This is a genomic window from Jeotgalibacillus sp. S-D1, assembly GCF_004358665.1.
Taxonomy (GTDB): Bacteria; Bacillota; Bacilli; order Bacillales; family Jeotgalibacillaceae; genus Jeotgalibacillus.
This window is the reverse complement of the sequence record NZ_SMZR01000003.1, coordinates 355,832-381,747: the sequence shown is the minus strand read 5'-3', so window position 1 is coordinate 381,747 and position 25,916 is coordinate 355,832. Positions and strand designations below refer to the sequence as shown.

25 protein-coding genes and 3 tRNA genes are annotated in these 25,916 nt (G+C 43.4%); 24 read left to right on the top strand and 4 right to left on the bottom strand.

The features are described from left to right. Positions 1-59: 59 nt before the first annotated feature. The gene (yyaC, locus tag E2R51_RS12660; RefSeq protein ID WP_133377432.1) at positions 60-638 is read right to left on the bottom strand and encodes a spore protease YyaC; all 579 of its coding nucleotides are present in this window, start codon (positions 636-638) and stop codon (positions 60-62) included. Between the two features lie 191 nt (positions 639-829). Here yyaC and E2R51_RS12655 point away from each other — a divergent pair, with 191 nt between their 5' ends. The 13 genes from E2R51_RS12655 to E2R51_RS12595 all read left to right on the top strand — a co-directional run bounded on the left by E2R51_RS12655 (position 830) and on the right by E2R51_RS12595 (position 12,916). Continuing rightward, positions 830-1,741 carry a mechanosensitive ion channel family protein gene (locus E2R51_RS12655; protein WP_240733069.1) on the top strand — a complete coding sequence of 304 codons (912 nt, stop codon included), beginning with the start codon at positions 830-832 and terminating at the stop codon, positions 1,739-1,741. Positions 1,742-1,753: 12 nt separating this feature from the next. Then, positions 1,754-1,954 (top strand): DUF951 domain-containing protein, encoded by a 201-nt coding sequence (locus E2R51_RS12650; RefSeq protein WP_133377431.1) that lies wholly within the window; start codon positions 1,754-1,756, stop codon positions 1,952-1,954. A gap of 202 nt (positions 1,955-2,156) precedes the next feature. Next, positions 2,157-3,257 (top strand): redox-regulated ATPase YchF, encoded by a 1,101-nt coding sequence (gene ychF, locus E2R51_RS12645; RefSeq protein ID WP_133377430.1) that lies wholly within the window; start codon positions 2,157-2,159, stop codon positions 3,255-3,257. 398 nt (positions 3,258-3,655) lie between these two features. After that, positions 3,656-4,021, top strand: coding sequence for a PadR family transcriptional regulator (locus E2R51_RS12640; protein WP_133377429.1), 366 nt, complete (start codon positions 3,656-3,658; stop codon positions 4,019-4,021). Next, entirely contained in the window at positions 3,987-4,634 is a 648-nt protein-coding gene (locus tag E2R51_RS12635; protein ID WP_133377428.1) for a DUF1129 family protein, read from the top strand. The genes E2R51_RS12640 and E2R51_RS12635 overlap by 35 nt, the downstream gene beginning before the upstream one ends. A 146-nt stretch (positions 4,635-4,780) precedes the next feature. Beyond that, the gene (gene rpsF / locus E2R51_RS12630) at positions 4,781-5,071 is read left to right on the top strand and encodes a 30S ribosomal protein S6 (protein WP_133377427.1); all 291 of its coding nucleotides are present in this window, start codon (positions 4,781-4,783) and stop codon (positions 5,069-5,071) included. 81 nt (positions 5,072-5,152) lie between these two features. Beyond that, complete coding sequence (ssb, locus tag E2R51_RS12625; RefSeq protein ID WP_133377426.1) at positions 5,153-5,677, top strand: single-stranded DNA-binding protein; 525 nt, start codon at positions 5,153-5,155, stop codon at positions 5,675-5,677. Between the two features lie 42 nt (positions 5,678-5,719). Next, complete coding sequence (gene rpsR / locus E2R51_RS12620; protein WP_133377425.1) at positions 5,720-5,956, top strand: 30S ribosomal protein S18; 237 nt, start codon at positions 5,720-5,722, stop codon at positions 5,954-5,956. 371 nt (positions 5,957-6,327) lie between these two features. Continuing rightward, positions 6,328-7,266, top strand: a complete 939-nt coding sequence (locus E2R51_RS12615) for a YybS family protein (RefSeq protein WP_133377424.1) — start codon at positions 6,328-6,330, stop codon at positions 7,264-7,266. Between the two features lie 124 nt (positions 7,267-7,390). Beyond that, complete coding sequence (locus E2R51_RS12610) at positions 7,391-9,370, top strand: DHH family phosphoesterase (protein WP_133377423.1); 1,980 nt, start codon at positions 7,391-7,393, stop codon at positions 9,368-9,370. Next, positions 9,367-9,816 (top strand): 50S ribosomal protein L9, encoded by a 450-nt coding sequence (gene rplI / locus E2R51_RS12605; protein WP_133377422.1) that lies wholly within the window; start codon positions 9,367-9,369, stop codon positions 9,814-9,816. The genes E2R51_RS12610 and rplI overlap by 4 nt, the downstream gene beginning before the upstream one ends. Positions 9,817-10,003: 187 nt before the next feature. After that, positions 10,004-11,368 carry a replicative DNA helicase gene (gene dnaB / locus E2R51_RS12600; RefSeq protein WP_133377421.1) on the top strand — a complete coding sequence of 455 codons (1,365 nt, stop codon included), beginning with the start codon at positions 10,004-10,006 and terminating at the stop codon, positions 11,366-11,368. 255 nt (positions 11,369-11,623) lie between these two features. Then, positions 11,624-12,916: an adenylosuccinate synthase gene (locus tag E2R51_RS12595; RefSeq protein ID WP_133377420.1), complete on the top strand. Its 1,293-nt coding sequence runs from the start codon at positions 11,624-11,626 to the stop codon at positions 12,914-12,916. 255 nt (positions 12,917-13,171) lie between these two features. Here the strand turns inward: E2R51_RS12595 and E2R51_RS12590 are convergent, their stop codons facing one another. Beyond that, positions 13,172-13,696 (bottom strand): dihydrofolate reductase family protein, encoded by a 525-nt coding sequence (locus E2R51_RS12590; RefSeq protein WP_306462117.1) that lies wholly within the window; start codon positions 13,694-13,696, stop codon positions 13,172-13,174. An 80-nt stretch (positions 13,697-13,776) separates the two neighbouring features. Here E2R51_RS12590 and E2R51_RS12585 point away from each other — a divergent pair, with 80 nt between their 5' ends. Then, a complete protein-coding gene (locus E2R51_RS12585) occupies positions 13,777-14,676 on the top strand; it encodes a helix-turn-helix transcriptional regulator (protein ID WP_133377418.1) in 900 nt (299 codons plus the stop codon). A 140-nt stretch (positions 14,677-14,816) separates the two neighbouring features. Here E2R51_RS12585 and E2R51_RS12580 read toward each other — a convergent pair whose 3' ends face one another. After that, positions 14,817-15,650, bottom strand: coding sequence for a YitT family protein (locus tag E2R51_RS12580; protein ID WP_133377477.1), 834 nt, complete (start codon positions 15,648-15,650; stop codon positions 14,817-14,819). Between the two features lie 180 nt (positions 15,651-15,830). Then, entirely contained in the window at positions 15,831-16,868 is a 1,038-nt protein-coding gene (locus tag E2R51_RS12575; protein WP_133377417.1) for a potassium channel family protein, read from the bottom strand. A 444-nt stretch (positions 16,869-17,312) separates the two neighbouring features. On the opposite strand from E2R51_RS12575, the gene E2R51_RS12570 reads away from it, so the two are divergent. The 10 genes from E2R51_RS12570 to E2R51_RS12525 all read left to right on the top strand — a co-directional run bounded on the left by E2R51_RS12570 (position 17,313) and on the right by E2R51_RS12525 (position 25,916). After that, a tRNA-Glu gene (locus tag E2R51_RS12570) sits at positions 17,313-17,387 on the top strand. Between the two features lie 26 nt (positions 17,388-17,413). After that, a tRNA-Asp gene (locus tag E2R51_RS12565) sits at positions 17,414-17,489 on the top strand. Positions 17,490-17,518: 29 nt separating this feature from the next. After that, positions 17,519-17,591 (top strand) — tRNA-Phe (locus E2R51_RS12560). A gap of 356 nt (positions 17,592-17,947) precedes the next feature. After that, a complete protein-coding gene (locus tag E2R51_RS12555; protein ID WP_133377416.1) occupies positions 17,948-19,393 on the top strand; it encodes a peptidoglycan DD-metalloendopeptidase family protein in 1,446 nt (481 codons plus the stop codon). Positions 19,394-19,614: 221 nt separating this feature from the next. After that, positions 19,615-20,325, top strand: a complete 711-nt coding sequence (gene yycF, locus E2R51_RS12550; protein WP_133377415.1) for a response regulator YycF — start codon at positions 19,615-19,617, stop codon at positions 20,323-20,325. A 5-nt stretch (positions 20,326-20,330) separates the two neighbouring features. Next, the gene (gene walK, locus E2R51_RS12545) at positions 20,331-22,199 is read left to right on the top strand and encodes a cell wall metabolism sensor histidine kinase WalK (protein WP_133377414.1); all 1,869 of its coding nucleotides are present in this window, start codon (positions 20,331-20,333) and stop codon (positions 22,197-22,199) included. After that, the gene (locus E2R51_RS12540; protein ID WP_165967216.1) at positions 22,196-23,521 is read left to right on the top strand and encodes a YycH family regulatory protein; all 1,326 of its coding nucleotides are present in this window, start codon (positions 22,196-22,198) and stop codon (positions 23,519-23,521) included. The genes walK and E2R51_RS12540 overlap by 4 nt, the downstream gene beginning before the upstream one ends. Next, entirely contained in the window at positions 23,508-24,356 is an 849-nt protein-coding gene (locus tag E2R51_RS12535; RefSeq protein ID WP_133377412.1) for a two-component system regulatory protein YycI, read from the top strand. Before E2R51_RS12540 ends, E2R51_RS12535 begins: the two co-directional genes overlap by 14 nt. Before the next feature lie 6 nt (positions 24,357-24,362). Beyond that, complete coding sequence (locus E2R51_RS12530; RefSeq protein ID WP_133377411.1) at positions 24,363-25,157, top strand: MBL fold metallo-hydrolase; 795 nt, start codon at positions 24,363-24,365, stop codon at positions 25,155-25,157. 162 nt (positions 25,158-25,319) lie between these two features. Continuing rightward, positions 25,320-25,916 carry a TlpA disulfide reductase family protein gene (locus E2R51_RS12525; RefSeq protein ID WP_133377410.1) on the top strand — a complete coding sequence of 199 codons (597 nt, stop codon included), beginning with the start codon at positions 25,320-25,322 and terminating at the stop codon, positions 25,914-25,916.

The following is a 25,916-nucleotide window of genomic DNA, read 5'->3' as shown; positions in this document are numbered from 1 at the left end:
TGCAAGGGGGAATGCATTAATACCCATTTATTTCAATTTATTATTTATAGAAAATATAACTATTGGTTATTTTTTCTATATAATATACTGGAGTAATGAATAGCATCCGTAATTACGGTTGCCATTTCATTGACGAAATACAGGCGGGTATTATGCAACATTGTGTGCTCCATAAAGCCCCCGACGTTTACTATGCCCATAATATAGACATCTCCCACTTCAGGCAGCTTCTTTTGAACGCCTGCACCCGGCCGGACAGGACCGCTGCCAACTTCAACAAAGCCCACACTTTTCAGCTGGCCCAAACAGGCGTCGATTCCAACGACAAAGGCATCAGGATGGTTTTTGTAAATAGAATCGATCGTTTTTTCCAGGTTCAGCGCATGAACAGGCTCTTTTAATGTCCCGTAGATATGGAAGTTAGGTAATTTCCTTTTTTCAAGAAGTGATCCAATTAACGGACCGAGCGCATCACCTGTTGAACGGTCTGTTCCTATACATACATAGATGATCGGCTGGTCAGGCTTTGGATAACGCAGCACGAGTTCTTTCGAAAGAATGTGAGACGCCTCAGGATTTTCAATATGGCTGCGACAGGGTGCGAAATAGGAAATTTGAGAGACAGGCTGGATATTCATCTTGTTTACTCCTTTTTAAGGGGGATGAGTTTTCAGTATTGCCTTCGCAGGGGGAAAATAGACAGAATGTCAGCTTTTTTCTATTTAATGGCCATACTTTTAAAAGAGATTTTGGCTTATTGTTTTTAATCTATGCGTCTACTTGGTAAAATAGAAAAAACGTTTGGACAAAAAGAGGATGTGCTTAGATAGTGGACTCAATTAATGCTTTATGGAACTCATTTGTGGAGTACGTGTCAAATGAAGAAACATGGCTTTCCCTGGGAGGCACAATTTTAAAAATAATTGTGATTATCGTTTTGGCCGGCCTGGTTGTAAGGGTCGTTAAATCGCTGATCGAGAATGTCTTTAAAGTAAGGTCCAAATCACCGATGCAGGTGTCCCACCGAAGAGAAATGACCCTCTTAAAGCTGCTGCAGAATGTCGTGTCCTATGTCGTTTATTTTGTGGCGATTATTGCTGTCTTATCTGCAGTCAACATTGAGATCACCGGTTTGCTTGCCGGTGCGGGTATATTGGGGCTGGCAGTAGGTTTTGGAGCGCAGAATTTAGTGCGTGATGTTATTACAGGATTTTTCATCATTTTTGAAGATCAATTTTCTGTAGGCGATTACGTCCAAATTGGCCAGGCAGAAGGACATGTAGAAGAAATCGGTCTTCGCACCACTAAAATAAAGAGCTGGACCGGAGAACTACATATCTTTCCGAATGGCTCAATTAACGAAGTAACCAACTTTTCTATTCACAATAGTGTGGCAGTGGTCGATATAAGTATTGCGTATGAAGAAGATATTGACCGGGCTGAAATGGCGATTTTAGATCTGCTGGACTCATTGGAAGGAAAGTATGAAGAGGTTGTATACAAACCTGAGTTATTAGGCGTTCAAACCTTAGGTGCATCTGAAGTGGTGATGAGGGTGATCGCTGAAACACAGCCAATGAAGCACTGGTATATCGCAAGAGCCCTTCGAAAAGATATCAAGGCTCACCTTGATAAACTGGGTATTGAAATCCCGTTCCCTCGCATGGTGATGTATTCACGCGAGGAGGCAGCGAAAACGTCGGAAGAACATAAAGTGAAAAATCGAGTCCGTAGTGAATAGGAGGAACATGTGGTGGAGGAAAAGGAATATAGCCTAAACGATGTAGTGGAAATGAAAAAACAGCATCCCTGTGGAACAAACAGATGGAAAATTATTCGCATGGGGATGGATATCAGAATCAAATGTGAAGGCTGCTCCCACAGTGTGATGATTCCTAGAAAAGAGTTTTCACGTAAAATGAAAAAAATACTCGTAAAACACGAAGAAGAATAAAAAAACCCTTCCTCCCGTTGAACATCTGCATTCAACAGTGGGAAGGGATTTTTTTATGGTGCGGGCTCCGTAAAGGCCCTGCCAAAGAGCAAGCCCACTTGTGTTTTAGTGCTGAAATATCTATAATTGTGTGAGGTTTGCAAATGGATATAAACGTCTCTTGACTAGTTAACATAGAAGATTAATTTGAGGAGTGAAGCAAATGGCTCTTACAGCCGGAATAGTGGGTTTGCCGAACGTTGGGAAATCAACTTTATTTAATGCAATTACAAAAGCAGGTGCAGAATCGGCGAACTATCCTTTCTGTACAATCGACCCTAATGTAGGAATTGTCGAAGTACCTGATCACCGTCTAACGAAATTAACAGAGCTTGTTCAGCCGAAAAAAACAGTTCCGACGGCATTTGAATTTACCGATATTGCCGGGATTGTAAAAGGTGCAAGCAAAGGAGAAGGACTTGGAAACAAGTTTCTGTCTCATATCCGCCAGGTGGATGCGATTGTACAGGTTGTACGCTGCTTTGCAGACGACAATATTACGCATGTATCGGGAAAAGTAGATCCAATTGATGATATTGATGTCATTAACCTTGAACTGATTTTGGCTGACCTCGAAGCGGTTGATAAACGAATTGCGCGTGTAGGTAAAATGGCAAAACAAAAAGATAAAGATTCAGTAGCAGAATTAGCGGTGCTGGAATTGGTAAAAGAAGCATTGGAAAACAATCAGCCGGCACGTACGGTGGAATTGTCAGATGATCAGAAGCGTATAGCTCATCACCTGCATCTTTTAACTTTCAAGCCGATGCTTTACGTGGCAAATGTAGGAGAAGATGAAATCGCGGATACAGCTGATAATGAATATGTTGAGCGCGTGCGCGAGTTTGCTGCAGGAGACAATGCAGAAGTGATTGTGGTTTGTGCAAAAATTGAAGAAGAAATTGCTGAACTGGATGATGAAGAAAAAGCAATGTTCCTTCAGGAGCTTGGGATTGAAGAATCAGGTCTTGATCAATTAATCCGCGCCACTTATAATCTGCTTGGACTGGCAACTTATTTTACTGCCGGCGTGCAGGAAGTCCGTGCATGGACATTCCGCCATGGGATGAAAGCTCCGCAATGTGCTGGGGTCATTCATACTGATTTTGAACGTGGATTTATCCGTGCCGAAACGGTTTCCTATGAAGACCTGGTAAACACAGGTTCAATGACTTCTGCGAAAGAAGCAGGAAAAGTCAGATTGGAAGGTAAAGAATACATCGTGAAAGACGGAGACGTTATTCACTTCCGTTTTAACGTTTAAATTGTAATAAAGGAAAATGACTCTGGGTTTTGTCCAGAGTCATTTTCTTTTTTTAACCCTTATAATCTTAAACTTTTGTACGTGTAGGTTAATTGCAGCGGAAGGCGGGGACTCCGGCGGGATAAAGCGTGACAGGTGAGACACCGCAGAGCTTTAGCTCAAGGTGGCTCACCGCACGCCCCGCGGAAAGCCTCCGCCTGCAGCGGAAATTAACCGGCCTCCTTTTAAAGTCTTTTTCAGTTAGGCACAAAATACTCAATAACCCCCCCTGTTTATGATAATACCTACTGGACACCCCAAAAGAACCGTGCTATTCTATTACTAACTTGCAAAGCAAGGTACTTTTTTTATTCCACTACCTTGCATAACAATATAGCGGGTGAATAGGGAGGATCTTTATGAATAAAAGCCAGATGCTGAAAGGCGTACTGGAAGGCTGCATCCTCGCTGTTATCGAAGAAAAACCAACGTATGGATATGTATTGTACGTCCGATTATCAGAACAGGGGCTGCAGTCAGTGAGCGAGGGGTCCATCTATCCCGTTTTGCTGAGGCTTCAAAAAGAAGGATTAATAGAAGGAAAAATGGTGAAGTCAGCAAACGGACCGAACCGAAAGTATTATTCATTAACCATTAAAGGAAAAGACACTCTGGCTCAGTTTAAGCATGAATGGGAAGCATTAGCCCATTCTGTTAACCACATCGTGCTTGGAAAAGGAGGGAAGAAGGATGACAACAACGACGGCATACATCCAGCAGAATAATGAGCGCAGGAAAAAGCTGAATGATCAAAATGAGTCATTTTACAGCGATATTTTATTGTATGTACGCAGCAGCAATGTAGATCAAAGAGCCGGGGAAGAGCTTCTGCTGGAACTGCTTGAGCACTTAATTGACGCCCAGGAAAGAGGCAGGCGGGCAGCGGATGTTTTTGGTGAAGATCCTGAAGGGTATTGTAAAAGCCTCGTTGATGAGCTGCCTAAGGAAACGCTGACGGGAAAATTACTACTTTGGCTGTACATGGCAGCCTATGGCGCCATGTGGATGTTTGGATTGATGGGGTTCATGCAGCTGTTGTTCCCTGAATTAAACAAACCGGTTTCACTGACTCATCTGCTGATCTTTGGCAGTGTATTCATTACCATTCCCTTGGCTGCAATGGTAGTGATGAAAAAAACTGTCTTCATGAAAGATAAACCTGCAAAAATAAATATTGCCTGGGGAATAACCGGTGCCGCCATCCTTTTTCTTCCTTACCCCATCATTTTATTTGTACCAGCCGGCTATGAGATTAACCTCTCCTGGATCATCTATCTATCCATAACAGTCATTTTGTTTATTGGCACCAGGCTGCTAAAAGGCAGGGTTTTCGATTAACTCATTCACTTATTAGTAGAGAAGTCCAATCTGCCATTGTATTTCGATTTTTTGTATGATATAATTCTACATTGTGAGTAATAGTATTATTATTCCTTGCATCCCGACAGCGGGAGGCCGCACAGACCATAAGGAGGTGAATACCGATGAGAAAGTACGAAATTATGTACATTATCCGCCCAGACGTGGACGATGAGCAAAAGAAAGCAGTTAACGAGCGTTTTGCTAATATCCTAACTTCTAACGGAGCGGAAATCATCGAATCAAAAGAGTGGGGTAAGCGTCGTTTCGCTTACGAAATTAACGAAATTCGCGAAGGATTTTACCATATTGTCAAGTTGACTTCTGGTTCAGAAGCAATCAACGAGTTTGACCGTCTGGCTAAAATCAGCGAAGATATCGTTCGCCACATGACGATTCGTGAAGAAGAAAAATAAGTTTTAACTATAGAATGCTATCCTATGTGAAGGATATTTCATCTGAAATCATCCTGATCAAAGACAAAGGAGTTGATTCTGATGATGAATCGAGTCGTGTTAGTGGGTCGATTAACGAAGGATCCAGATTTGCGCTACACGCCAAGCGGTGTGGCAGTTGCAACCTTCACACTTGCTGTTAACCGTGCATTTACGAACCAGCAGGGAGATCGTGAAGCGGATTTTATAAATTGTGTTGTATGGCGCCGTCCCGCTGAAAACGTGGCTAACTTTTTGAAAAAAGGAAGTCTTGCAGGTGTCGATGGTCGTGTTCAAACGCGAAGCTATGATAACCAAGAAGGAAAGCGTGTCTATGTAACTGAAATTGTTGCAGAAAGCGTGCAATTCCTAGAACCGAAAAATGCAACATCAGGGCAATCTGGCGGAAATTATGGCGGAGACCAGGGCTACCGAGGTAACCAGGGGAACCAAAATAATAACAACTTCGATCAGAATCAACCTCGAGATAATAATAAAAGCAATCAAAATTATACCAGAGTGGACAAGGACCCATTTTCAAATGACGGTCAGCCGATCGACATTTCAGATGACGACTTACCATTCTAAGAGGGTATACCATACAATCTAAAAATGAAGGAGGGGAATCTCATGGCAGGAGGACGCAGAGGCGGACGTCGTCGTAAAAAGGTGTGTTACTTCACATCTAACGGCATCACAAGCATCGACTACAAAGACGTAGATCTTCTTAGAAAGTTTGTTTCAGAGCGTGGTAAAATTTTACCACGTCGTGTAACTGGAACAAGCGCGAAATATCAACGTATGTTGACAATCGCAATCAAACGTTCACGTACAATGGCATTACTACCATTCGTGACTGGAGAATAATAACGTTCAACCACCAATTAATCCATTTGGATTAATTGGTGGTTTTTTATTTTCATAACCATCTCACGTTGCATAGCGATTCAGCCATTAAGGGATAAAAGAACCCGAACAGACTGGCTGATGATCCAATATTTTTTAATAAGATTACAAACATATCACCTGCACGTATTTAAAGGTTCAGTCCCGGGTCAATAATAGAATGTCGGCTCTTTTAGCCATAAGGTCTGTATTTCTCGAAAATGTGAAGGAAAAATACGTCTTTTTTCCTGAGATTATTCGAAATAGTTGAATGGCGGTTGGAGGACAGATAGAATTAACCTGATACTATTCTCATAAAGAAGAGATATAGGTAAAAATAGTTGAGGTGACATATGAGGCATTCGAATACAGCGAGGCTGACTGAAGGCGCAGTGCTTGTGGCGTTATTTGCAGTCTTGCTTTTGATTTCAATCTACGTACCGGTTCTTTCTCTAATACTGAATATATTCCTGGTTTTACCGTTTATCATTTACTGTTCTAAATACCCCTTTCGTGCGTCTTTATTAATGGTTGCAGCAAGTATTGGGGTCTCTGCCATCCTTGGTTCCGTTTTGGCAGTGCCTGTAGCCATTGCATACAGCACAACCGGGCTGGTAATGGGATGGTTGATTAAAGAAAAGAAAAGTAAATTTATTATTTTTATATCCTCTACACTTATATTCCTTTTTCATGTCATCACTCAGTACATCGCTTCTATTATCTTCTTTGAGATCAACATTATTGAGGAGATTTTCACGGAAATGGAGCGTGCTTTTACAGAATTTTTCACGGCAGCAGAAGCGTCCGGCCTGAATGTTTCAGAATATGAAAGCGTGTGGACGGCCAATATGAACACGATGGAATTGCTTATTCCGACACTGCTTGTTTTATCGGTCTCATTTTTGGTCTGGATTATGATTCTGGTGAATTTTCCAATCGCCAAACGTTTTTCTGTAGATGTGCCGAAGTTTAATTCATTCGACAAATTGTCTCTTCCTAAAAGCGTTATCTGGTATTACTTAATTGTATTGATTATTTCTCTTGTCAGTACCCCTGAACCAGGGAGCACATTCGCTCTCATGGTGGCAAATCTGCAGGTTGCTTTAGAATTGCTGATGATACTGCAAGGGCTGTCCTTTATACATTTTTTTGGCAAGTTAAAAGGATGGGGAAAAGCAAGAATTGCTATTTTTACGATTTTTGGTATTGTATTAAGTCCATTCACCCGAATTTTAGGTATAATAGACTTAGGTTTTGATTTACGGAAGCGTCTGCAGAATAACACGAAATAATGGGAAAAAGAGTAAACAAAGGATGTAACAATCTGCAGGTCACGTGCACACGAAGGACGATTCGTGGGTATATGATATAGATAACACAATTAAAGCGGAGCAGTCCGTTTTGGGAGCTGAAAGCATGCCAACTTATTTTCAACATCGGGTAATGCGAAGATTATTAATCGGGCTTTCGGTTTCATTAGTACTTATTGTTTTGGCATTTGCCTTTTTTAATGCGTGGATCACGCTTATAGGGCTTATTGTCATCACCCCTTTACTATGGTTTTCATTTAGCTATGAACGGCGCTTTTTTGAAGATACCGAACAATATATTTCCACTTTATCGTATCGGGTTAAGCGTGTTGGGGAAGAAGCACTAATGGAAATGCCTGTTGGAATTCTTCTATTTAACGATGATTTTTTTGTCGAATGGGCTAATCCCTATCTTACATCATTTGCAGACGGCGGAACGATGATTGGCCGTTCACTTTATGATGTGGCAGATGCATTGGTACCCGTCGTAAAAAAAGAAGGGCACACGGATGAAACGGTCTCGTGGCAGGGACGTATTTTTCGTGTCATTCATAAACAGGAAGAACGATTGCTTTATCTATTCGATGTAACAGAGCAAACGGAAATTGAGCAGCGTTATAAAGCTGACCGCACTGTTTTATCTGTTATATTTCTTGATAACTATGACGATCTGACACAGGGAATGGATGATTCAGCACGAAGCAATATAAACAGCTCCGTTACCTCGCTCTTAAATAAATGGGCTAATGACCACCAGATCTATGTAAAACGAATTTCGTCTGACCGATTTATGGCAGTGATGAATGAACGTATCTTAAAAGAGCTTGAGCAGGAAAAGTTTACGATTCTGGATGGAATCCGTGAAAAGACCTCAAAGCAGAATGTTCCGTTAACATTAAGCATCGGTATTGGATCGGGTACTGAAAATCTTCCCGAGCTCGGAGCACAGGCCCAGTCGAGTCTGGATCTTGCTTTGGGTCGAGGTGGTGACCAGGTCGCCATTAAGCAGCAAAACGGGAAAGTGAAGTTTTACGGCGGTAAAACAAATCCCATGGAAAAACGCACCAGGGTCCGCGCGCGGGTTATTTCCCATGCTCTGCGTGAATTGATCGTTGGAAGCGATAAAGTCATTGTGATGGGCCATAGGCGTCCTGATATGGATGCTGTGGGTGCTGCCATTGGCATCAGGAAAATCGCACAGATGAATCATAAAGAAGGGTATGTAGCCCTGAATTTCGCAGAGATCGATAACAGCGTGAAGCGTCTGATGGAAGAAATTAAAGGGAAGCCGGAGCTTTATTCCCAGATGATCACCCCTGAAGAAGCGCTGGAAATTGCAACTGAAGATACGCTGCTTGTCATTGTGGATACGCATAAGCCAAGTCTCGTCATTGAAGAGCGGCTGTTAGATAAAATTGAAAAAGTAGTCGTGATCGATCATCATAGACGGGGAGAAGAGTTTATTGAGACCCCTCTTCTTGTTTATATGGAACCATACGCATCCTCTACGGCTGAGCTGGTTACAGAGCTGTTGGATTATCAGCCGAAGAATGAAAAAATCACAATGCTTGAAGCAACCGCCCTGCTTGCTGGTATAATTGTAGATACGAAAAGCTTTACGATGCGCACAGGATCCCGTACATTTGATGCGGCTTCGTATCTGCGGACACAGGGCGCTGATACCGTGCTCGTGCAGCAGTTTTTACGGGAAGACGTGACGACCTACCTGGAACGCGCGCGGCTGGTTGAAACGGTGGAGTTTTATAAGCATGGAATGGCCATCGCAGCCGGGGAAGAAGACAAAATTCATGATTCTGTCATCATTGCCCAGGCAGCAGATACCCTGCTGTCGATGGAAGATGTTGCGGCATCCTTTGTAGTGGCGATGAGAGAAGAAAATGTAGTAGGCATTAGTGCACGTTCACTCGGCACGGTAAACGTCCAGTTGATTATGGAAAGGCTTGGAGGCGGCGGTCATTTAACCAACTCTGCCACCCAGCTCTACGACACCACGATAGAAGAAGCGGTAGAGCAGCTGAAAGTAGCGATTAGTGAACATGTTGAAGGGAGTTCGGATGAACAATGAAAGTAATTTTCTTACAAGATGTAAAAGGTAAAGGTAAAAAAGGTGAAGTTAAAAATGTAGCGGATGGCTACGCACACAACTACCTGCTGAAAAACAATTTGGCAGTTGAAGCAAGTGCAGGAAATGTTAATCAGCTGGATGCTCAGAAAAAGAAAGAGCAAAAAGCGCAGGAAGAAGAATTGCAGCAGGCGCAGGACCTGAAAAAAACACTTGAAGAATTGACAGTTGAATTAACTGCAAAATCAGGTGAAGGCGGCCGTTTATTCGGATCCATTACATCAAAACAAATTGCAGAAGAATTAAAGAAAAGCCATAAAATTAAAGTTGATAAGCGTAAAATTGAAATGAACGATGCCATCCGTTCACTTGGCGTCACCCAAGTTCCTGTAAAACTTCATAACGAAGTAACAGCAACGCTGAAGGTTCATGTTGGCGAGGAAAAATAAGGAGACCTGCCGAAAAGGGTCGAATTCATGCTATACTAAGAAAAAATGTGATCGTAAGAGATCACATTTTTTTTCGGATCAAAACCCTTTTTTAGAATGCTTTGTTAAACGCCAGTGATGCTAAAAGCGGAAATCAGCAACCACGTTTAATAAAGTTTTATACAAAAGCGGGAGGGGAACGTTAAAGATGAATGAACAATATGCGGATCGTATTCCGCCTCAAAATATAGAAGCAGAACAAGCAGTCATTGGCGCTATTTTCCTTGAGCCGCAGGTCCTCATTCCTGCTGCTGAGATCCTGATGCCGGAGGATTTTTACCGCAGCTCGCATCAAAAGATATTTGAAATTATGATGAAGTTGAGTGACCGGGGCAAGGCGATTGATTTAATTACCGTAACAGAGGAACTGTCAGCAGTGAAAGAGCTTGAGGATGTCGGTGGGGTTTCTTACCTGAGCGACCTGGCAGCATCTGTGCCAACCGCTGCGAACCTTGAGTATTATGCACGCATTGTAGAAGAGAAATCTCTTCTTCGCCGCCTGATTCGAACAGCGACCACCATTGCGCAGGACGGCTACGCGAGAGAAGATGAGGTTGAAAATCTGCTTGGTGAAGCGGAAAGAAGCATCATGGAAGTGGCGAACCGTAAAAATACCAGTGCCTTTCATTCCATGAAGGACGTTCTTGTCAGAACGTATGACAACATTGAAATCCTGAACAGCCAAAAGGGTGATGTTACAGGGATCGCCACAGGATTTAATGAGCTTGACCGCATGACAGCGGGATTTCAGCGGAATGATCTGATTATTGTTGCTGCCCGTCCATCAGTTGGTAAAACCGCATTTGCTTTGAATATTGCACAAAACGTTGCAACGAAAACAGGGGAGAATGTAGCCATTTTCAGCTTGGAGATGGGTGCAGAACAGCTTGTTATGCGTATGCTTTGTGCAGAGGGTAATATTAATGCGCAGAATCTCCGTACAGGAGCGCTGACAGATGAAGACTGGCGCAAGCTGACGATGGCCATGGGCAGTCTGTCGAATGCGGGGATCTACATTGATGATACGCCTGGTGTGCGTGTGCAGGATATCCGTGCAAAATGCCGGCGTCTAAAACAGGAGCACGGACTTGGCATGATACTGATTGACTATATGCAGCTGATTCACGGAAACGGCAAGCCCGGCGAGAACCGTCAGCAGGAGGTTTCAGAAATCTCCCGTTCCCTTAAAGGGTTAGCGCGTGAGCTTGAAGTGCCCGTAATTGCCCTGTCACAGCTTTCGCGTGGAGTTGAAACCCGTCAGGACAAGCGTCCGATGATGTCCGATTTACGGGAATCAGGAAGTATTGAGCAGGATGCCGACATTGTTGCATTCCTTTACCGTGATGACTATTACGACAAGGAAAGTGAAAATCAGAATACCATCGAGATTATTATTGCAAAACAGCGTAATGGCCCGGTTGGTACCGTTTCTTTGGCCTTTATTAAAGAATACAATAAATTCGTAAATCTTGAACGAAGACTAGAGGACTCAGGCATGCCGCCAGGTGCGTAAAAGAACGAACAGCCGCGGAGCTGTTCGTTCTTTTTTCTTTAAAAACCTTTAACAGTAGGGTTTAGCAGCAAGTAGAACAGCAAAATCAAATAATATCCTTTATTGATTTAACGCGATAGATGTACAACCATTATACGAATATAGCTAACTGTTTTTAGATTAATGTTCGTCTTTTAGTTGACGTGGCAGTGATAGATTGGTACACTGATCTTGTTTGAAAAAAAGGGCTTAAAGAGTCTAACGGAGGTGCATTTCATGTCTTCAGTAGTAGTTGTGGGCACACAATGGGGAGATGAAGGGAAAGGCAAGATTACAGACTTTCTCTCAGAACATGCAGAAGTAATTGCGCGTTACCAAGGCGGTAACAACGCTGGACATACGATTAAATTTGACGGTGAAACGTACAAGCTTCATTTGATTCCATCAGGTATTTTCTACAAAGATAAAATTTCTGTCATCGGAAACGGCATGGTCGTTGATCCGAAAGCACTTGTGGCTGAATTGAAGTATCTTCATGACCGCGGTGTGACAACGGAAAACCTGCGCATCAGCAACCGTGCGCACGTTATTTTGCCGTACCACTTAAAGCTTGATGAAGTGGAAGAAGAACGAAAAGGCGCTAATAAAATCGGAACAACCAAAAAAGGTATCGGTCCTGCATACATGGATAAAGCTGCCCGTATGGGAATTCGTATTGCAGACCTTTTAGACCGTGAGTCATTCAAAGAAAAGCTTACCAACAACCTGGAAGAAAAGAACCGCATGCTGGAACGTTTTTATGAGGTTGAGGGCTTTAAACTGGAAGATATTTTTGAAGAATACTACGAGTATGGCCAGCAGGTGGCGAAGTATGTTTGTGATACATCTGTTGTGTTAAATGATGCTCTTGATGAAGCACGCCGCGTTTTATTTGAAGGCGCTCAGGGTGTTATGCTCGACATCGACCAGGGTACATATCCATATGTTACGTCATCTAACCCGGTAGCGGGCGGCGTAACAATTGGTTCCGGGGTTGGTCCGACAAAAATCAATCATGTAGTAGGTGTTTCGAAGGCTTACACAACACGTGTTGGCGATGGTCCGTTCCCAACAGAGCTTGACGATGAAATTGGCCATCAGATCCGTGAAGTGGGCCGTGAATATGGAACAACAACGGGCCGTGCACGCCGTGTTGGCTGGTTTGACAGCGTTGTGGTTCGCCATGCACGCCGTGTCAGCGGCCTGACTGACCTGTCGTTGAACTCCATTGATGTACTAACAGGAATTCCGACATTGAAAATCTGTACTGCCTACCGTTTAGGAGATGAGATTATCACTGAATATCCTGCGAACCTTCGTACGTTGGCGAAATGTGAGCCAATCTATGAAGAGCTTCCAGGCTGGGATGAAGATATAACAGCGGTCCGCACGCTGGACGAACTTCCTGATAATGCGCGCCATTACTTAGAGCGTGTATCACAGCTGACAGGCATTCCGCTATCAATTTTCTCAGTAGGTCCTGACCGTACACAAACAAATGTTGTGAAAAGCGTTTGGCGCTTGCAGTAATAAAAAGCGGGAACAAAAGCTCTAAGGAGACCGGTTCATTTCCGCTGCAGGCGGCGCTTTCCGCGGGGCGGGGGTGAGCCACTTCGATGCTGCGCATCTTCAGTGTCTCACCTTTCCCGCTTCATCCCGCTGGAGTCGCCACCTTCCGCTCCAATGAACCTACTCTTTTAGAAAATGGTCCCACACAGATGAAAAGAATGTTTTCACGAGAGTTTGTCGTGAAAACATTCTTTTTTTGTTTTGTCCCATCCACAGTTATTCTGCTTGTTTTTTCACATAATGAAGCATCACAATCTGATTATATATTTCTGTCCCTTTAAGCTTCAGCTCAGTATATCTTGTCCCCTCCGGAAACAGCGGTATGCCTCCACCTAATACTACCGGGATTACAGCGATATAATATTCATCGATTAGCTGGGATTCAACACATGCTTTGACAATCTCGCCGCCGCCAACTACCCATACAGGACCACCATGTTTTTTCTGCAAATCCGGAAGCAGGGTATCCACTGATTCCGATGTGAAAGTGGCGTAGCCATCCTCTTGCTCTGTTCTTGAGAGAATGTAAACCGGACGATCCTGGTAGGGTTTTTCATCTGACATTTTCAGTACTTCCTGATACGTTCGATTGCCCATCACCACTGAAGAGATTCCGCTGTAAAAGCGATTATACCCATTATCCTCTTCCCCTTCAGCTTCCATCAGCCAGTCAAGGGAATGATCTTCTTTTGCAATCATGCCATCCAGGCTCATGGCAATATATAAGACGTTTTTACTCATATGTTTCATCTCCTTTTCTACTACTAAGTGTATACTGTAATTATGACAAAACATGTCGTAATTATAAGGAGTACGCTTTAATGAATAAACGACAGCTGACTATTATGCGAATGCTCGAGCCAAACAGGAAATTCTCTGCTTCCGAACTGGCCAGGCGCTTTGATGTATCGGTCAGAACCATTCAACGGGACCTTGAAAGATTGCAGGAAATCGGCTTCCCTCTCTATTCGGAACCAGGCAGGTATGGAGGATACCGGGTGTTGCCCAATCGTTTATTACCGCCTCTTCAGTTAAATGAAAATGAAGCGCTGGGTCTGTATTTAATGCTGCATTACTTTCAACAGATCCCTAATCTTCCATTCAGTGAGGTACGAAGCCATCTTGCTGAAAATTATTTTGCGGAATTGCCGGATTCTACAAAGGAAAAAATCAGGCTGGTTGAAAATAAAGTAGCGTTTAAAATATCAGCATCATCGGCCAAAAACAATTGGACGACTCTCATCCTGCAGGCATCACTTGACCAGCAGGAGCTCTTCATCACTTATGAGTCTTCAAAAGGGAAAAGAGATATCAGGATATTTCCTCTTGGCCTTTATTTTGATCAGACATGGTATATGCCTGCCTTATATAAAGACAAAGTGTTGCTGTACCGTGCTGACAGAATACATTTCGCGAAAATTGGGGAAAAGACACATGATGAGCTTCCGACACTGAGTGAATGGCTCAATCGTCCTGAGGAACGACCTTCAGTTCAAACAGTATTAGCATTTACTGCTGAAGGAGCACGGAGGGCAAAAGCAGATCCGCTTTTTAAAGAAGTATCAGGTGACATGTGGAGAGGGAGTATTCCTTATGGAGAATTATCCTATACAGCATCTCAGCTTCTTGCATATGGTGCACACGTGAAAGTAATAGAGCCTGAAGAGCTTCGTGAAAAGGTAAAAATGCATTACACGGAAGCGCTAAAGCAGTATGAGTAAATGAAGGATAAGAGACCGGTTCATTTCCGCTTCTATGAACCTACTTTTTTAGAAAATGGTCCCATATAAATAAAAAGCATGTTCTCACGAACGTTTGTCGTGAGAACATGCTTTTTTCCGTTTTTCCCGGTCTCATTTCTTTAATGAATCGCCCGTTTTTTAAACCGTCCGCCTCTGACTTCTGCAATGCTGCCGACAGCAAGAAATGCTGAAGGGTCAATGTCTTCCACGATCCCTTTTAATTTGGCTTCTTCCAGCCGGGTAATCACGCAGAAGATCACTTTTTTGCCGTCCCCAGTATAGGCGCCTTCCCCGTGTAAATATGTCACACCGCGGCCGAGACGGTCGATGATGGCCTGCCCGATATCTTCATGGTCATCACTGATAATCCAGGCGGACTTCGATTCATCAATTCCCTGTATCACAATATCAATGGTTTTAAAAGCTATAAAATAGGTCATTGCCGAGTACATGGCACGGTCCCACTCAAAGACAAATCCAGCAAGAACAAAAATAAAGAAATTAAAAAACATAATGATTTCCCCAACAGAAAAGGGGCTGTTTTTATTAAATAAAATAGCCAAAATCTCAGTGCCGTCAAGCGACCCTCCGTAGCGTATAACGATTCCGACACCCATCCCTAAGATAATGCCGCCAAATACGGTGGCAAGCAGCAGATCGTCTGTAAATACCGGCACAGGGTGTAACAAGAACGTTCCCAGGGACAGCACGCTGATGCCGAGTAAAGTAGATAAGGCAAAGGTCTTCCCGATTTGCTTGTAGCCTACAAAAAAGAAGGGGATATTTAAGGTGAAAATGAAAAATCCAAGCTTCCATCCGGTCAAATAAGAAAGAATAATTGAAATTCCTACAATGCCGCCGTCAAGGACTTGATTGGGTACTAAAAACAGCTCAAGACCGACAGCCATCAGAACAGCTCCAGTGATAATAAAAGCCGAACGCTTTACAATCATTTTAATGGACAGTGTTTTATGCTGGCTTCTTTTTCTGGCAGGGAGAGGCTTTCTTACATTTTTCCTTATGGGCAATGGACATTCCTCCACTTTAGTAATGTAATTATTTATAAGTATATAGGAATTTGTAAAAAAGAGGAGATTATTTATAACGTAGACTATATGAAAAAAGACGGAAGATTATTCCGTCTGGTAAATCGCTTTAAGTTTCTCAAAGGCGGTATCGTGGCAAATCACGTATAAGGTATCTTCTTTGGTCAGCTTTTTTTGATTGGCCTCCCGAAAATCCATATCCTCATTGACAGCAATTAATACAGCGCCATCATCCAGCAGCTTCTGCGAGGCATCACGGTAGGTATTCCATGAGGGTTTTGATTTGATTACATGAATATTATTACCGAACTTCTTGCTCAAAAGCTGTCTGAAAATGGTCGTGGTGCCTGGCTGAAGGGTTGCTTTCGCCATTAGAAGGGATACCGAATCATCGGATAAAATAAAATCATCCACCCGGATATGATTAAACTTCGAGATATGCCGTTCTTCACTCACTTCTACAATGGTTTGGATGTCATTGTTATGCTGAATCGACAGCGCTTCTACAGCAGAAGCAATCAACAGGCTTTTTCCATCCTTCAAAACAGCGTTCTCAATGTCAGGATCAGAGAAAATCGCTACCCGTTTGGCTTCCAGTATATTTGCCTTCATTAATACTTTTTCTTCTGTTGGATCGCCGCTGATAAAATGAATCTGGTCGTGGGTAATAGGCGTTTCTAAACGGTCCTCGATCAGCACCAGCGATGCTTTTGGATCATGATTAAAAATTTCCCGCATGGCCTGTTCGGTTTTTTTAGACCAGCCGATATAAACAAAATGTCCGGATTTTTTATACACAAGTCGTCCCTCCTTCTTCAAACGCTGATACGTGCTGGCTGATTCGACAATCTTTCCGATCAGCACCCCTATTAAGCCAATGCCAAAGATAAACAGGAACACACCCACTAAACGTCCTGCAACCGTTACTGGAAAAAAGTCACCATAGCCTACCGTTGTGAGAGTGGTCATTGTCCACCAAAAGCTGTCGAATAATGTTGGAAAGGTTTCGGGTTCAATGAAGTGGACAGAAACCGTTCCAAATAAAATAATAGCAACAGATAAAATGGAGATAATCCGAAAATCCATTTCCGATAATTGCTTCCATAGACGAAAAAAAATCTGCATGTCCTGCCCTCCTTAGTTATGTATTCTTCTAAATTAAGTATAAAGGATTGGACATAGAAAATAAGCATAAATATTGTCTGGGTTCTTTCATGTAAATTAGGCCGTTGATTTCCACTGAAGGCGCTCGCTTTCCGCGGGGCGGGGGTGAGCCATCTTCAAGCGCTCCTGAGTTTCAGAGGTCTCACCTCTCCCGCTGCATCCCGCGGGAGTCTCACACCTTCAGCTCCAATCAACTATGTGCAAATTAAAAAAATATCCTTTAAATGAACTTAAAGCAAAAGTAGCAGGAGACAAATTATGACACTGTTATAATCATTCAACTATCTGTTTTGAAAGGGGATAAACTCGAATTCTGTAGAAATATAAAAGTTTTTTTAAAAAAAGATTGTCATAGTAAAAAGTATTGTGATATATTTAGATTCGTTGTTAAGAGAAAGTTCTTGCGGCCCGTTGGTCAAGCGGTTAAGACACCGCCCTTTCACGGCGGTAACACGGGTTCGAATCCCGTACGGGTCACCAATTAAAATTTTCTTACAATATAACATGGTCCCGTGGTGTAGCGGTTAACATGCCTGCCTGTCACGCAGGAGATCGCCGGTTCGATCCCGGTCGGGACCGCCATTATTTTTAAAAGAATAATAACTAAACAAGGCTTTGTAGCTCAGTCGGTAGAGCAATGGACTGAAAATCCATGTGTCGGCGGTTCGATTCCGTCCAAAGCCATCAAGATACGCTGCGCTAGTGGTGTATCTTTTTTTTATGCAAAAAAACCTTCGTAACAAAAACATTACAAAGGGGAGTCTAATGTCCTATTTCATATGATGTGCAGATTCTTCATTTCCTCCTTATCCAGCCCGTAAAGAGCCCCTTAACTTACTTAATTATTCCTGTCATTCCATCATTTCATATCAATACTTCATTTCCTTTACAGATAGTCTATTGATCTATTTTTTAACGGGTCATATGGTACATTGGTAGGGTGTGAAAAATCAGGACAGAACTCGATCCTTTGATAAACGGGTCACTTATTCAAGTAAAACGATACATACATTTGAGGATGTAAGTGGAAGGAGTACGGAATGAGAAAGAAGAATAAAGCACCACAATCATATCAATTTTCTAAAACATTGAAATTGGCAGCGGCCGGGATATTATTATCTTCTCTTGTGTGGATGGATCAAGCGGGAGCAGCGAATGATATGGATGCGGATCTTAAGCTGATGTATCATGTCTATTCCGGAGACGAATACGCCGGAGCCATAGAAGATGAGCAAACTCTAAACAAGTGGATTGAATCACAAAAGGAAAAACTCAAAGATAAATATGATCTTTCATCGCTTGCCGTTAATTTAAAGGACGAGCTTACCATCGTACCTGAAAAAGTGTTCAGTGCTGAAACGCACGATGAAGAAGTACTGGAACAAATAAAAGAATCAGCAGCCTTTGAAACAGAAGCGAAGGCAATTGAGCTTGATGGTGAATCAATTGCGTATGTAAGGAATGAAGAAGAAGTAAAAGATATGCTTCGCATCATGAAAAAAAGTGCTGTCTCTATAAATGAATTCGCTGCGTATGATCGGCAGTCTACAGGCACATTACCCGATCTGAAAACGGATGAAACCAGGATAACGGATATTTCGATTGAAGATTTTAAAAAACCGGCTGACGTGAAAGTTGAGCCTGAAAAATTGGTGTCAGCTGAAAAAGCAGCAGAACGCCTGCTTGAAGGAAGTGAGCAGGAAGAGACTCACAAAGTAGCTGAAGATGAGACCATTGAACAAATCATCGATAAATATGATATGAAAGAAGAAACATTTTTCGAATTGAATGGCGATCTGGAAAAAGATGAAGAGCTTGCTCCAGACAGTGAGGTTAAAGTGATCAGACAGCTGGAAGGGCTGGAGGTAACAGTAAAGAAAGAAAAACGTGTTAAAGAAAGCATCGCTTTTGAAGAGGAAACCGTGGAAGACGCTGACTTGCTTAAAGGAAAAACGCGTGTTGAAAAAGAAGGAAAAGAAGGCGAGCGGGAATACACACTGAAAGTTGTGGAAACAAATGGTAAGGAAGTGTCACAATCCAAAAAAGATGAGAAAGTGACAGAAAAGCCTCAAAAGCAAATCGTTGCTGAAGGGACAAAAGAAATTCCATCACGCGGAACAGGAGAGCTGGGATGGCCTGCAAACGGCGGAACGATCACAAGCCACCAGGGTCCGAGATGGGGGAAACACCATAAAGGAATTGATATAGCAGGTACGGATAATTTAACGATTAAAAGTGCCGATAATGGAAAGGTTGTCTCTGCAGGTATGGACGGCGACTACGGTAATAAAGTGGTCATCGATCATAACAATGGCATAAGAACAATCTATGCTCATTTAAGTGAGATCCATGTGGAGCCTGGCCAGGTAGTGGAAAAAGGAGAATCTCTTGGATTAATGGGGGAAACTGGTTTTTCCACAGGCGTTCACCTCCACTTTGAAGTATATTCAAACGGTAAACTGGCTAATCCGATGGACTATCTGTAAGAAAGACCACGCCTCTGACTCATTACGGGTCGGAGGCTTTTTTATTACTTGCTCCATTCTTCATATTTCCGGGGAAATATCGTGAAGTTTCCTCAAACGCTTACTTCAAAAGAGTGAATTATAAGCTGTAACATGATACATTAGCTATAGCCGTGTTTAATTAACTACACAATGAAAAGACTAAAAATTAAAATAGACGTTCTACAAAGGAGATTATAAATATGGATAAAAAAATTCTGGTCGTTGACGATGAAAAGCCTATTGCAGATATCCTCCAGTTTAATCTGAAAAAGGAGGGCTATGAGGTTCATTGTGCTTATGATGGCGATGAAGCGCTTGAAATGGTGAATGAAATTAAGCCTGATTTGATTTTGCTTGATATCATGCTGCCAAGCCGCGATGGAATGGAAGTATGCCGTGAGGTGCGCAAAAACTTTGAGATGCCCATTATTATGCTGACAGCGAAAGATTCCGAGATTGATAAGGTTCTTGGTCTTGAATTAGGGGCAGACGATTATGTCACAAAGCCGTTCAGCACGCGTGAGCTTGTTGCCCGCGTGAAAGCGAACTTAAGACGCCACCAGGCGCTTAAAGGTCAGCTTGAAGAACAAAATGAAACAAATGAGATTGCAGTGGGAGCTCTAACTATTCACCCGGATGCCTATATGGTATCGAAGCGCGGGGAAACAATTGAGCTGACTCACCGTGAGTTTGAATTGCTGCACTACCTTTCAAAGCATATTGGACAGGTAATGACGCGCGAGCATCTTTTACAGACGGTATGGGGTTATGACTATTATGGTGACGTCCGTACAGTCGATGTAACGGTGCGCCGTCTGCGCGAGAAAATTGAAGACAATCCGAGCCATCCGGTCTGGATCGTGACACGCCGCGGCGTGGGGTATTATTTGAGAAATCCGGATCAGGAGTAATGTGAATGAGGAAAGTTGGTTTTTTTAGGTCGATTCACTTAAAGTTTGTGTTGATTTATGTGCTGCTGATTGCGCTGGCCATACAAATTATCGGCTTGTATTTTGTTCGGGAGCTTGAGGAAACACTTGTTAATAATTTCAAAGAATCCATTGAGGACCGGCTGAGTCCTCTCGAGTACAGTGTGACGGAAGCCATGGTGGAGGATATTGAGGGCAACCGGATGGAAGAAGAAGGACCGCTTAGCGATGCCATCAACGTTCTTTTAAGCGGGCTGGACTCAGAAGACATTCAGGAAGTCCGTGTCATTGATGCCAGGAGCCGGATTATCGGTGCCTGGTCTTCGAGCGATAACAGCTATCAGACGATTATCGGCCAGAGGATGACGGATTCCCTTGTTCAGCGGACACTTGAAGAAGGGGACACCCTGACTGAAAAACAAAATCAGACCTTTGTTGATCCGAATGATCCGGATCTTGGCCGTATTTGGGTGCTGGCATCTCCTTTGATTTCAAATGGAGAGGTCATCGGTTCAATCTACATTGTCACAAAGATTGAAAATGTGTATTCGCAGATGGATGATATCAATAGCATCCTGGCTGGGGGAACGGCTATATCGCTAGTTATTACAGCTGTTCTTGGCGTTCTGTTGGCTCAAACGATTACACGTCCGATTTCAGATATGAGAAGACAGGCTCTTGCCATGGCAAAAGGGAACTTTTCCAGAAAAGTTAAAGTATACGGATACGATGAAATCGGCCAGCTGGCCATTACGTTTAACAACCTGACGAAGCGGCTTCAGGAGGCCCAGGCGACAACTGAAGGAGAACGGAGAAAGCTGTCTTCCGTGCTTTCCTATATGACTGATGGCGTTATTGCGACCGATCGAAAGGGAAGGGTTATCCTGATTAACGATCCGGCTGCAGGCATGCTGAACGTTTCACGTGAAACTGTTCTGTCTCAGTCAATCTCAGATCTGCTGGGTGTCGAAGATGAATATTCATTTGAAGACCTGTTAAGTCAGCAGGATTCTTTAATACTTGATTTCAGTACCCCGGGAAGACCGTATGTCCTGCGTGCTAATTTCTCTATTATCCAAAAGGAGACCGGCTTTGTGAATGGTCTTATCACCGTTTTGCATGATATCACCGAGCAGGAGAAAATTGATGCAGAGCGCCGGGAGTTTGTGGCAAATGTATCGCATGAGCTTCGCACGCCGCTAACGACGATGAGAAGCTATCTTGAAGCACTGGCTGAAGGCGCATGGCAGGACAAGGACATTGCACCACAATTTTTAAACGTGACACAGACTGAGACAGAACGAATGATTCGTCTGGTAAATGATTTGCTGCAGCTTTCTAAAATGGACAGCAAGGATTATCGCTTAAATAAAAACTGGGTAAATTTCATTGAATTCTACCAAAAAATCATTGATCGCTTTGAAATGGGACGCTCACAAAATGTTACCTTTAAAACCAAGCTGCCTAATGAGCTGCTGTACGTTGAAATTGATACCGATAAAATGACGCAGGTTTTGGATAATATCATTTCCAATGCATTAAAGTATTCTCCAGAAGGCGGACAGCTTGGATTTAAAGTGGAGAAGAAGGAAAAAGAAAAAGAAATTGTCGTAAGCGTGTCGGATCAGGGGATGGGCATCCCGCGTGAAAATATTAAAAATATCTTCGAGCGTTTTTACCGCGTGGATAAAGCCAGAACAAGACAGCTTGGCGGTACAGGCCTTGGTCTCGCCATTGCTAAAGAAATGATTACTGCACATGGAGGACGGATCTGGGCTTCGAGTGTGGAAGGAAGAGGAACAACGATTTATTTCACTCTTCCGTATGATCCTACAAATGAGGATGAATGGTTATGAACATAGAATTGTTTAAATCCATATTGCTGTCTCTTCTTGTCGTACTAAGCTGCCTGCTGACATGGAATGTCTGGTCCTATCAGCCAAGCTACACTGAAATTGAGAACACCACACCGACAGTGGACGTTGCAATCGCGGATGCTCAGGATAACAGCGAGCTTATTAAACCAAGCCGGTTTTTGGTGCATGGCGAGGAAACGGTTCACGGAACAACCAGTGAAAATGAAGTGAGCAAGCTTCTGTCGATTATGGAGGATTGGAACTTCTTTAATGTTCGTCAAAATAACTCATTTAATGAACAGGAATTCAAAAGGCTGGTACATGGATCCAACCGTTTGGAGATCCTTTTTCCTGCACAGGTGCCATTATCCGCTTATCAGGATGTGTTTAATTTTGAGGTAAGCCAGCTGCCTGAAACAACCTTTGACCGCATCATTGTCGGTTTCTCGGAGCGGGAAGAAGCGACGTTTAATGTTTACTTTGTATCGTACGATGCAAGAATCGTGCATGAAGCGAAGGTAGAGCGGGATGAGCTGGCCGTTTTGAATCAGGAGATTATCGCAAATGCTTCCGGTATGTATCAAAGCTATTTTGCCTACGAGGCCGGAGAAGACAGAAAGATTTATTTGCCGAAATCCGTCAGTGACGTTATTCAATATAAGTATTACATGAACAGAATCGACCCTCAGCAATTTATCGATGCACTGTTTTCAGATCCCAACGCAGTAGAGGTCAACTCACTCGGGGCAAATGAAGACCAGTTCTTTGATAAAACAAGCCTGATGAAGGTGGACCGGGCAACCAACACGCTAAATTATGTGAATCCATCAGCCTCGGATTCCCTTATCACCGGCACGCCTTCAGATCTTTTGCAAAAAAGCAGGCGGTTTGTGAACGAACACAAGGGGTGGACGGATCCATACCGATTATACGATTTGGATATTATCGATCAGCAAGTTACCTACCGCCTTCACGTTCAGGGGCTTCCTGTGTTTAATGACAACGGTGCAGCCACGATTGAACAGGAATGGAGAGATTCCAGAATCTATAAGTACGACCGTTCCTTTATGAGCATTGCGCTTCAGCTGCCGACCGCCACACGAAAGGCATCATTGCCTTCAGGGTATGATGCGATCGAAGCACTGGAAACGCTGGCTGATTTTGACCCGGATCTTCTCGAGGACATGATGATTGCGTATCGCATGACCAAGGACTCGAATACAGAAGAGCTGTATACACTTGAACCGATGTGGTTTTATTTATATAACGGAAGTTGGCAACGGGTTCCGTGGGAGGGAGGCGAACCGGTTGGACTGGAGTAAAACGAAAACCATCTTTATCATTGTTTTTTTGATCCTGGACATTTTCCTGTTCACCCTCTTTATGAATAAATACCAGAGCTCCCAGCTGGAAGTGAAATCGGAGTTAACCTTTGATCAGCGGTTTTTAAAAGATAATATTACCTTTGAAACGCCGCCTCCGGATGATGTGGACGCCCATCCTTATTTAAATGCGAGTGTCTACCGATTTTCCGCATCTGAGGTGAGCGATCTCAAAGGGCAGACCGCCTCGGTGCGCAATAACTTAGTGTTGGAATCAAAATTGGATACACCGCTTGATATCGATGATCCCTCCGACCCTGAAGAACTCGAAGACTATCTGGAAGAGTTTGTGACAGGCGGAGAGGATTATACCTTTTGGGATTATCAGGAGGGTGAAAACCGGCTGATCTATCATCAGGAATTTAAAGACATGCCACTCTATCATAATATCAATGGCAGATTAGTCGTTCATTTAAATGACAGCAATCAGGCGATTGGATATGAACAGACGATGCTGACATCGATCGAAGAGTTCGCAGAGGAACAAACGATTATCACACCAGAAACGGCGCTTGAAGGATTTTACCGTCGCAATATCATCGAGCCGAATTCAGAGGTGATCGAGGTTGAACTGGGCTACTATCCTTTTATTCAGCTGTCGGAAGCGACCGCCAATACGCAGGTTCTGACCCCGACATGGAGAATGCTGGTTGAACAGGAAGATGGCGACAGGGACAATCACTATATGAATGCAGTAAATCCGAGTATAATAGAAATCAATCAGGAAAGTTTAGAGTTTCAGCGTCTGGAAGAAATTCAAGAAACAGTGGAGTGAACTAATATGACGATGCACATGAGTGTGCTCGCAAGCGGGAGCACAGGAAACGCTGTTTATGTCGAAACAGATGAGCAGGCGTTTCTCGTAGATGCCGGCTTAAGCGGTAAGCAGATGGAAATCCTGTTTCAGCAAATCGGCCGTTCCATGAAGAATTTAAGCGGTCTTTTGGTGACCCATGAACACAGCGACCATATAAAAGGCCTTGGCATTGTGGCGCGTAAGTATAATCTGCCGGTGTATGCCAATGAAAAAACATGGACCGCCATGGAACCATTGATCGGCAAAGTGGACCCGGAGCAAAAATTCATTTTCCCGATGGAAACCGTTAAAACCTTCGGCAATTTGGATATTGAATCATTCGGTGTTTCCCACGATGCTGCTGAACCGATGTTTTATGTGTTTCATCATAACGGCAAGAAGCTTGCGCTGATGACGGACACAGGCTACGTGAGCGACCGCATGAAGGGCATTATCGGGGGAGCGGATGCGTATGTATTTGAAAGCAACCACGACGTGGGCATGCTTCGGATGTGCCATTACCCCTGGAATATTAAGCGGCGCATTTTAAGCGACGTTGGACATGTGTCCAATGAAGATGCGGCGATTGCCATGAGTGAGGTTGTTGGCGATAATACGAAGCGGATTTACCTTGCCCATCTGTCCAAGGACAACAACATGAAGGATCTTGCCCGAATGAGTGTCAGCCAGACCCTTCAGGAGCGCGGGCTCGTTGTCGGCGAACAATTTGATTTATACGATACCGATGCGAAAAAAGCCACTGAACTATACGCTATTTAAGTGAATCATCACCACAGTCTTCCGGGCTGTGGTTTTTTTGTGCTGTTTTTCCGACATCTTTGTGAAAGAAAATCGTTTTTCCGCAAGGACGGATGAAAAACGGTTATGATAGGAAAAGATAGTGAGTACACAAGCGGGACGTTCCGAAAGGAGAATGGATTCATGATCAAACGGCTTATCGCGCTCCTTTTAGTAGCAGGACTGGTCATCATGTTAATCATAAATGTCATAGAAGATAAAAAAGTGCGTGAAGCAGAAGAGGCGCGCGAGCAGGAATACGCCGTGCAGCCGGCAGACAATCCTGCACAGATCGTTCCCTCAGGCGGCGCATTAAAAGAAGGACAGCAGGCACCGGACGTACAAACGACTACGCTCGATGGCGAAGTCGTGTCCTTAAGTGATTATGAGGGGAAAAAAGTCTTTTTAAATTTTTGGGCAACCTGGTGTCCGCCCTGCATTGAAGAAATGCCCCATATGCAAAAGTACTACGAAAATGAAGCAAAAGAGCAAAACGTGGAAATACTCGCCGTCAATTTAACGAATATGGATAACGGCATCAACCGGGTAAAAAGCTTTGCAGCGGACTATGAGCTGACCTTTCCGATCCTTCTCGATGAAACCGGACTGCTCAGTGAGGAATTTCAGGCCATTACGGTTCCGACTACCTATGTATTAAATGAAGATGGCGTCATCCTTAAAAAAATAACAGGGCCAATGGATCAGGACATGATGGTGAAGCTGATCGATGAGACGGAATAA

What these genes read in the sequence shown, in the direction of transcription:
- yyaC (WP_133377432.1), bottom strand. Translation starts at nt 638, where the DNA reads ATGAATATCCAGCCTGTCTCTCAAATTTCCTATTTCGCACCCTGTCGC.
- ychF (WP_133377430.1), top strand. Translation starts at nt 2,157, where the DNA reads ATGGCTCTTACAGCCGGAATAGTGGGTTTGCCGAACGTTGGGAAATCA.
- E2R51_RS12640 (WP_133377429.1), top strand. Translation starts at nt 3,656, where the DNA reads ATGAATAAAAGCCAGATGCTGAAAGGCGTACTGGAAGGCTGCATCCTC.
- E2R51_RS12635 (WP_133377428.1), top strand. Translation starts at nt 3,987, where the DNA reads ATGACAACAACGACGGCATACATCCAGCAGAATAATGAGCGCAGGAAA.
- rpsF (WP_133377427.1), top strand. Translation starts at nt 4,781, where the DNA reads ATGAGAAAGTACGAAATTATGTACATTATCCGCCCAGACGTGGACGAT.
- ssb (WP_133377426.1), top strand. Translation starts at nt 5,153, where the DNA reads ATGATGAATCGAGTCGTGTTAGTGGGTCGATTAACGAAGGATCCAGAT.
- rpsR (WP_133377425.1), top strand. Translation starts at nt 5,720, where the DNA reads ATGGCAGGAGGACGCAGAGGCGGACGTCGTCGTAAAAAGGTGTGTTAC.
- E2R51_RS12615 (WP_133377424.1), top strand. Translation starts at nt 6,328, where the DNA reads ATGAGGCATTCGAATACAGCGAGGCTGACTGAAGGCGCAGTGCTTGTG.
- E2R51_RS12610 (WP_133377423.1), top strand. Translation starts at nt 7,391, where the DNA reads ATGCCAACTTATTTTCAACATCGGGTAATGCGAAGATTATTAATCGGG.
- rplI (WP_133377422.1), top strand. Translation starts at nt 9,367, where the DNA reads ATGAAAGTAATTTTCTTACAAGATGTAAAAGGTAAAGGTAAAAAAGGT.
- dnaB (WP_133377421.1), top strand. Translation starts at nt 10,004, where the DNA reads ATGAATGAACAATATGCGGATCGTATTCCGCCTCAAAATATAGAAGCA.
- E2R51_RS12595 (WP_133377420.1), top strand. Translation starts at nt 11,624, where the DNA reads ATGTCTTCAGTAGTAGTTGTGGGCACACAATGGGGAGATGAAGGGAAA.
- E2R51_RS12590 (WP_306462117.1), bottom strand. Translation starts at nt 13,696, where the DNA reads ATGAGTAAAAACGTCTTATATATTGCCATGAGCCTGGATGGCATGATT.
- E2R51_RS12585 (WP_133377418.1), top strand. Translation starts at nt 13,777, where the DNA reads ATGAATAAACGACAGCTGACTATTATGCGAATGCTCGAGCCAAACAGG.
- E2R51_RS12580 (WP_133377477.1), bottom strand. Translation starts at nt 15,650, where the DNA reads ATGATTGTAAAGCGTTCGGCTTTTATTATCACTGGAGCTGTTCTGATG.
- E2R51_RS12575 (WP_133377417.1), bottom strand. Translation starts at nt 16,868, where the DNA reads ATGCAGATTTTTTTTCGTCTATGGAAGCAATTATCGGAAATGGATTTT.
- E2R51_RS12555 (WP_133377416.1), top strand. Translation starts at nt 17,948, where the DNA reads ATGAGAAAGAAGAATAAAGCACCACAATCATATCAATTTTCTAAAACA.
- yycF (WP_133377415.1), top strand. Translation starts at nt 19,615, where the DNA reads ATGGATAAAAAAATTCTGGTCGTTGACGATGAAAAGCCTATTGCAGAT.
- walK (WP_133377414.1), top strand. Translation starts at nt 20,331, where the DNA reads ATGAGGAAAGTTGGTTTTTTTAGGTCGATTCACTTAAAGTTTGTGTTG.
- E2R51_RS12540 (WP_165967216.1), top strand. Translation starts at nt 22,196, where the DNA reads ATGAACATAGAATTGTTTAAATCCATATTGCTGTCTCTTCTTGTCGTA.
- E2R51_RS12530 (WP_133377411.1), top strand. Translation starts at nt 24,363, where the DNA reads ATGACGATGCACATGAGTGTGCTCGCAAGCGGGAGCACAGGAAACGCT.
- E2R51_RS12525 (WP_133377410.1), top strand. Translation starts at nt 25,320, where the DNA reads ATGATCAAACGGCTTATCGCGCTCCTTTTAGTAGCAGGACTGGTCATC.